This window comes from Acidisphaera sp. L21 (genome assembly GCF_009765685.1).
In the GTDB taxonomy this organism is placed as follows: domain Bacteria; phylum Pseudomonadota; class Alphaproteobacteria; order Acetobacterales; family Acetobacteraceae; genus LMUY01.
In genome coordinates this window covers 1-7,634 of record NZ_LMUY01000067.1, presented here as the reverse complement: position 1 = coordinate 7,634, position 7,634 = coordinate 1, and the positions used below count along the sequence as shown (strand labels likewise).

The window sequence follows — 7,634 nt, the reverse complement described above, 5'->3', positions numbered from 1 at the left end:
GAGTAACAGTAGGGGAGGGATTGTAGGCGTACAACAGAGCCGTTGAATCTGCATTATCAACAATATTCGAAACGACACTACCATTACCGTTCAGACTGCTATATTGTGTGATCGTACTATAGACAGTGGCGCTTAGAATGTAATTATAGGCGGATGATGTGCCGTCGACGTTATTCAAGACTTGAGACGTTGGTGACAAGATCGTTCCTGTTGCCGTCGCGTTCGAGATAGCTGCGCCGGCAGCGCTCGAAATTGTAGCCGTGAAGGTCTCTGGCCCAGAAATACGGGCACCTGCCACGTTGACCGTTACAGCTTCTGTCGTGTCTCCAGCGGCAAAGGTGACAGTGCCGGATGTTGCGGCAAACAGCGAGGCCGGCACCGGGCTCGTGCCGGAGCCCTGCACAGTGTAAGTCAGACTGGCAGATTGTGTGCTATCGCCCGTCCGTGTGACAGCAAAGGTGTAGGACGTTGTGCCCGTCGTCCCGTCTGGCTGTGACGCCGCCAATGCCGCAATCGAATAGTTTGGTGGAACGGGAACAAAATCGATCGCACTCGCGGCAATGGCTTTGTCGGAAAATTGCAGCGTTTGCACGGCCTGCAGCGTATCGATGACGTTGGTGCCGTTCAGCATCGCGGTGACGGTCGTGCCGACACGATGCAGCGTATAGGCAGTGCTGGCGCCGACGAGGACGGCCGTGTCGCTCCCGCCACCGCCGAAGATCTTGTCCGAGTCGTTGTTCAGCGTGAAGATGTCGTTGCCAGTTCCGCCGATCGCCGTGTCGATCGCTGTGCCGTAGGCGATGCCGATATTGTTGGTCAATCCACCTGCACTGCTGAAGCTGCCGGGGTTGAGATTGACAACCGAACCGGTGGTGTAGCCCGACAGGTCCAATGTGTTGCCGATACCGGCATCCCATAAGGTGACGACCGGGGTGGTGTTTACCGTAAAATCGAAGAACGCCTTCGACGGGTCAGTGATGTTGGTGTTGAAACCAAACACTTGGCCACCGGATAGTGCCGTCTTGGTCGGGGTGCCGTACAATTGCTGGGCCGCTAGAATGTCCAGCATCATTGGTGTCTGTGGCGCGACCTCGGTCGTGGACGTGGTAACAGTATTACCGGTGGTCGTCTTGACCGAGGACAGCCACGACGTGCCCGTCACTGAATATTGGCTGTAGTAGGCGGCTTTGGTGTCGTTCGGTTCAATATACGACATGGCAGTCCATTGCCGGCTGTCGTAGACGCCGAGCTGATTGGCTTCTGCTCCCGTAGCATCGCCGTCATTGTACGGGCCAGGATGACCTAGGCCGACCAAGTGCCCAATTTCATGGATAAGCGTGGCGTAGCTGTAGCCGCCATTGGCAAATGAACCGAGCGTGCCATACGTGCCGTTCGTTTCAATGACGATCTCTGCACTGGTGCCGCCAGCGGCGCTGGGTGAGACGTTGCTGGGGATAGCCGTGCTGCCGGCCGCCGCGTCGGTGTGGCTCGCCTCTAACTCTCCGCTGCCGGTATTGACGCCGAGGGTGAATTCCACATCGGCACTGGCGACGGAACTCGCTGCGGCGAAGCTGATGTTCGTCTCGTCCGACCACAACGTCAGGCTGGCGATGAACGCATTCATCTGGGCGGGCGTAAAGGAACTCGCTGGATCGAAGGCGTAGGTGACAGTGCCGCCGCCCGTGCCCGCCGCCGATGTCGCTGCTAGGGTATTGCCCGACGCATCATTGTCCCACTTGGACAGCGAACTGCTGTTCGCGTCGTATGCCGTGGGTGTCGACCCAGTCCAAGACGCGAACGATGTCGATGCAACCGTGCCGTCTGGGTTTAGTCCGTTGATGTAGGAGACAGTGGCGAGTTCGCTGCTATTGGGCGCATTTTGCGGCATTCTTCGGCTTTCTCAAGGTCGCTTTTGCGAAGCTGCGGGATGGCGGAGCCCGTTTAAAACAGCTGCGCTTAATCGTTCGTAAACGCTGGACCTTCGTTGAGATAAAATACTGTAATGGACCAACATTTGAGCTTTGCCACGGGTGCTCAGTCCGGCAAATCGTTGCCGGGTGGCGTCGGACGAGCACACCGATCTACGTCGCCCTTATGCCTGCACAAACTCCGCCAACTGGAGCGGCAGCATCAAACGAACACGCCGGCCATTCCACCCGCGGGGTAGCGCGTGCCGGCTGCGGCACCCGGGGGAATGGCGGTGCCGATGTCGGTCACTTCCTGGGCGCTCATTTCGATGTCCAAGGCGCCAGTATTCTCGTCCAACCGGGCTGGGTAGCGGGTTCCTGGGATCGTCACGACATCGTCACCCTGGGCGAGCAACCAGGCGAGGGTAATTTGGGCTGGGGTGCAGCCTTTCTCGGCCGCTAGCGCTTCGATAATCCCGACAAGGCGGCGATTGGTGGCAAAATTCTCCGCTTGAAACCGCGGATGGGAGGCGCGACGGCCGTCGATATCGTCCAGTGTCTGGATCGCCCCTGTCAGCAATCCGCGGCCCAGCGGCGAATAGGCGACGAAGCTGATGCCGAGTGCCTGGGTGACACGCCGGGTCGCTTCGGCTTCCTGCCGATACAGCAGCGAGTATTCGGTTTGCACCGCTGTGATCGGGTGAACCGCATGGGCCCGGGCAATGCGGTCGGGATGGGCTTCGGACAGGCCTAGGAACCGAACCTTGCCTTGCTCGACCAGGCGGGCCATGGCGCCGACGGTGTCTTCCACTGGAACCGCTGGATCCACTCGGTGCTGGTAATAAAGATCGATCACATCCACCCCTAGCCGTGCAAGGCTGGCGTCGCATGCCTGGGCGACATAGTCCGGATGGCCATTCACGCCATTGGATTTGCCCGGGCGCTCGATCTGGCCGAACTTCGTTGCCAGCACCACCTCGTTCCGCCGCCCCCTGATGGCCCGGCCGACAACGCCCTCGTTATGCCCCCAGCCATACATGTCCGAGGAGTCGAGATGGTTCACCCCGGTGTCAAGCGCGTGGTGGATCAGCGCCTCGGACGCAGCATCATCGGCCGCTCCGTAGACGCCCGACAGGGACATACAGCCCAACCCCACCGGCGAGACCGCGAGGTCACTGTGGCCCAGGATACGGCGGGCACTTCGCGTTTTTTGCGCCATCTCGAGCAATCCCTTGGTGCTGCGGCCGGCCCTACCCGGTCGGCCGCGATTTAAGCAGGTCGGGCGTTTGCCTGCTACTCGGCAGCAGGTGTGATTAGATCCGCAGCAGATCGTCAACGAAGGCTGCGTGGCCAGATAGCGCCGCATCCGCGCCTGGTGCCCCAAGCAACTGCAGACCAAGGGGTAAGCCGTCTGCCTCGAGCACCGGCAGGGCCACGCCGGGGACACCGAGATAGGAGCCGGGCACCACGAAAATCGGGTCGCCCGTCTTCTCCAGCCCCACGGGCGCGCCGCCCGCAGCTGTGATGCTAACCAGGGCGTCACACTCCTGCAGCAGCGTCGCCAGCGTGGCCCGTGCCGCGGCCCGCCGGGCGAGAGCGACTGAATAGTCGTTCTGGGTCAATGTGTTAGAATGGATATGCCGATCGCGCGAGGATGCGCTGACATTGCTGTGATCGGTCGCCACGTAGCTGCCGAGCGGCCAACGCCATTTCCAGGCGTTGATGATCAGTGTCTGAACTCGTGCCTCCACCGTCGCGGCCTCGACGGCAGCGAGGGCAGGGCAGGTCTCGCGCGTCAGGATCGTGATGCCGTGGAAGCATAAGGTCTCCAATGCGGTCTCCAGTGACGCTTGGGCAGCGGGTTGCAGGCTGGGCCACCCCGCGGTGCGGATCAAAGCGAGCCGTAGCGGGCGCTGGGCGGCCGGCGGGGTGAGCGGGCCGGTGATGCCGGGCATGCCGGGGTCGCCGCCGACCCGCTCCACAATCGCGCGCGCCATGACCCAAGCGTCGCCCAGGGTCGCGGCGATCGTGTCGGTGACGCTTTGGCTTAAGAAGTCGAGACTGCCGCCTCGATTGATCCCGCCCGGCGTTGGTTTGTAGCCGTATGCCCCGCAATACCCGGCAGGCCGCGAGATAGAGCCAACAACCTGGGTGCCCAGCGCGCCACACAGCATGCCGGTACCGACGGCCGCGGCCGAGCCGCTACTGCTGCCGCCGGGGGTGCGCGCCGGATCCCATGGGTTGCGCGTGCTCCGTGGCTGGCTGGACGCGAATTCGGTCGTGACGGTCTTGCCCAGAATGACGGCACCAGCCTCCCGCAGTCCCTGCACGCTGGCAGCATCGAAGCGGGGCGTGTAGCCGTCATAAAGCGGCGACCCCATGCCGGTAGGCAGGTCGCCAGTGTCGATCATGTCCTTCACGCCCACGACCATTCCATCGATCGCCGATTTGGGCTGACCGGCCCGCCAGCGCGCTGTTGCCGCATCAGCGGCTTGGCGCGCGGCGTCAACGTTCATGGCGGTAAAGGCGCCAACCACCGGCTCCCATTGTGCGATGTTCTCTAGACAATCCTCCAGCACTGCTCGTGGTGAATCGGCGCCGGCAAACCCAGCACAGCGAGCAAGGAACGGACGGCGGTTGGCGAAGGGCGATGCTGGGTCATGCGCGGAACTTCCATTTAGGACAGCGCTGTCACCCTAAAGAACGGCAACGGAGTGTCTATGGTCGTGGCCTTCGATTCCTTGCAAGCAGCCAAGCTTCAAACCTGGCGGCTTGGGCGTGGTTGTGGGAACCAGGCGGTCTGACGAGGAAGTAGGACTCCGTCTGGACCCCGAACGCGGCGCTCTCGAACGGAGCGACCAGCCGGCCATCCCGCAGCTCTTGCTCCGCCAGGAGTTCACTCTCCAGGACCACTCCCATGCCGGCGACCGCCGCGTCGATTGCGATGGTGGACCGATCCAGCCATATTTCATTGTGCGGCCGGATGTCGCCGTGGCCGATTTTGCGCAGATACTCGGTCCACGTTAGGGCATTGACGGAGTGTATGAGCGTCGCCCCCGCTAAGGCACGCGGCCCAGCCAATGCCAACGCTTCTGCGACTGCCGGGCTACAGAGCGGCCGCAACGTCTCCGCCAGCAGGGATGCTGCCTGAGCCTGCGCCGGCGGGCGGCCGTAGACGATGGCGATATCGCAACGGTCCTTGTTGAATGTGTCCGAACCGGACAGCGTCGACACGCGAATTTCCAGCCCGGGATGAGTGCTGAGAAAATCCGGCAGACGCGGCTGCAGCCATTTGGCGGCAAAACTCGGGCTGGAAGCGATGACCAAGTGACCACTTTGCGATTGCGGAGCAACCAGAGCCGTCGCATCGGCCATCAGACCGAAGGCGTTGCGGATCTGTTGGGCGTAGAGATGGCCCGCGGCGGTCAGCACGGCGCGCCCGGCCTCCCGCCGAAACAGTTGCACGCCCAGGAAGTCCTCCAGTTGCTGGATCTGATGACTGACGGCGGACGGGGTCACACATAGCGCCACCGCGCCCTGGGCGAAGGTCGTGTGGCGGGCGACGACCTCGAACGCATGCAAGGCGTTCAGTGGCGGCAATCGGGACCGGACGGGTGGCGTTGACCCCAATTGTACAGGCGTTGATTTTTTCGACTTTGCTCCCACGGTTCCAACTCACTAACGGTCTTACGACGGTGGCGTCCGCGCTACCCTAAGCCAGTCGGCGGCCCGGCGCATGGCTTGAATTGGGAGATGGTGATGAGCGACGCGTTACAGCAAGCCTCCAAACAATACCTCGTACGCTATGGCGGAGATGCTTTCCCAAAGCTGTTCCGGTCTGCCAAAGGCACAGTCGTCAAGGATAGTGACGGTCGTGAGTATTTAGATTTTACCTCAGGCCAAATGTGCGCCACCATCGGCCACAACCACCCCGCAATCATCGATGCGGTCCACCGGGCTGGGGAGAAGGCGTTCCACCTCTTCAGCGGCATGATTCCTGAAGTCGTTGCCGAACTGGCGCAAACTCTCGCACGTGACTGGCTGCCGGGTGATCTCCAGAAGACGATCTTCATCAACACTGGGTCCGAGGCCACAGAAGTCGCCCTGCGCATGGCGAAGTTGTACACGGACGGTTACGAGGTCCTGGTACTCGGCGGCTCGTGGCACGGCATCACGGGGGGCGCGAGTTCCGTGTCCATGGCGAGCGACCGCAAGGGCTACGGCGTGCCCGCGCCTGGCGTGTTCGTCATCCCCGAACCCAATGCATACCGGCCAATGCTGCCGGGTTTGAGCGAGGAAGCCTCAGCCTTGGCCGGGCTAGAACTCGCTTTAACAATGTTCGACATGCAGTCGAGCGGGCGAGGTGCGGCGATCATCGTGGAGCCGGTTATCAGCGCCGGTGGCGTGTTGGTGCCCCCGCAATCCTTTATGCAGGCCTTGCGCAAGGCAGCCGATGATCGCGGCATGCTTCTGATCTTTGATGAGTCGCAGACCGCATTCGGCCGCATCGGCAGCCGGACTGGGTCGGAGTATTTCGGCGTGGTGCCGGATATCATGACGATGTCGAAGACTTTGGGCGGCGGCCTACCGCTAGCCGCAGTCGCCACCACCGCGAAGATCGAGGAGGTGCTGCATGACCGTCATTTTACCTTCTACACGAGCCATGTGTCGGACCCGCTGACGGCGGAAGTCGGCCTGGCGGTGCTGAAGGTTATTGCTGAGGAGCATTTGATCGCCAGGGCGACCACGATGGGCGCCTATCTACGGGCGCGATTGCAGGAACTTCAGGAGCGCCACGAGGCCATCGGCGACGTGCGCGGGCTGGGTTTGCTGCTAGGCGTAGAGCTGATTCAGGACCGGGCATCCAAACTGCCCGCGCATGCTCTGGGGGCGCTGACGACGCAGAAATGCTTCGAGAAGGGACTCAGCATGAACATCCGTCGCCGGCCAGAGTGTGGGTCGGTCTGGCGTATCGCACCACCGCTGAGGGTCTCCCACAACGAGATCGATCGTGCATCACCATCCTGGATGAGGCGTTGCGCGAAAGCCAGACCAGCTTGCCGCTTGATCAACACGCCGCTTGGATCAAGAGCCGTGTCCCGTTCTCAAATCTGCCAACTGGCCCGGCAGGTCGCGCAGGTCTACATCACCCTTGCGGATCACGCGATCGGCGCTTCCCAGCCGGTCGCGATCCGTCTTGCTCAGGTCGCGGGCGCTCAACACCACGACAGGGATGTCCGCCCCCCCCGGTTGCCCGCGCAGCGTATGCAAGAAAGTGAAGCCATCCATAACAGGCATGGTGAGGTCAAGAAGGATAAGTTGCGGGGTGGCGCTCGCAAGTGATTGCAACGCCTCTTGTCCATTGCCAGCCTCGGCAACCTGCCAGCCCTCGCGCTCCAGAACGGTGCGAAGGCGATGGCGTGCATCCGCGTCGTCATCAACGACGAGGACAGCACCTTCGGTCGCGCGGAAGCGCTGCATCACCGATTTCAGCTGGTCCCACTCGACCGGTTTCAGCACATAATCCGTCGCACCCAAAGCATTCGCCAGGGCGGGTTCGTTGACGAAACTGGCCATTACCACTGGAATAGGGGCAAGGTCAGGGTCGGCCTTCAGGGCTGTTAGCACCGACCAGCCATCCATCTGCGGCATCATTACGTCCAACAGGATTGCCCGGGGACGGATAGCCCGCGCCATCGCCAACCCGGTGTGTCCGTCAGCGGCGGT

5 protein-coding genes and 1 pseudogene are annotated in these 7,634 nt (G+C 62.0%); 1 reads left to right on the top strand and 5 read right to left on the bottom strand.

Features of this window, described 5'->3' with window-relative positions; translation table 11 throughout:
- The 4 genes from GSQ76_RS12510 to GSQ76_RS12495 all read right to left on the bottom strand — a co-directional run.
- Positions 1-1,888: M10 family metallopeptidase C-terminal domain-containing protein (locus GSQ76_RS12510; protein WP_158744248.1), on the bottom strand; the 1,888-nt coding region annotated here is incomplete at its 3' end.
- A 242-nt stretch (positions 1,889-2,130) separates the two neighbouring features.
- A complete protein-coding gene (locus GSQ76_RS12505; RefSeq protein WP_158744247.1) occupies positions 2,131-3,126 on the bottom strand; it encodes an aldo/keto reductase in 996 nt (331 codons plus the stop codon).
- 94 nt (positions 3,127-3,220) lie between these two features.
- Positions 3,221-4,486 carry an amidase gene (locus GSQ76_RS12500; protein WP_158744246.1) on the bottom strand — a complete coding sequence of 422 codons (1,266 nt, stop codon included), beginning with the start codon at positions 4,484-4,486 and terminating at the stop codon, positions 3,221-3,223.
- A 139-nt stretch (positions 4,487-4,625) separates the two neighbouring features.
- On the bottom strand, positions 4,626-5,489 hold the full coding sequence (locus GSQ76_RS12495; protein ID WP_216851029.1) for a LysR substrate-binding domain-containing protein: 864 nt from the start codon (positions 5,487-5,489) through the stop codon (positions 4,626-4,628).
- A 171-nt stretch (positions 5,490-5,660) separates the two neighbouring features.
- On the opposite strand from GSQ76_RS12495, the pseudogene GSQ76_RS31795 reads away from it, so the two are divergent.
- A pseudogene (locus GSQ76_RS31795) lies at positions 5,661-6,911 on the top strand (aspartate aminotransferase family protein); the annotation flags it as partial.
- An 81-nt stretch (positions 6,912-6,992) separates the two neighbouring features.
- Here GSQ76_RS31795 and GSQ76_RS32640 read toward each other — a convergent pair.
- Positions 6,993-7,604, bottom strand: a complete 612-nt coding sequence (locus GSQ76_RS32640) for a response regulator (protein WP_408836547.1) — start codon at positions 7,602-7,604, stop codon at positions 6,993-6,995.
- Positions 7,605-7,634: the final 30 nt, after the last annotated feature.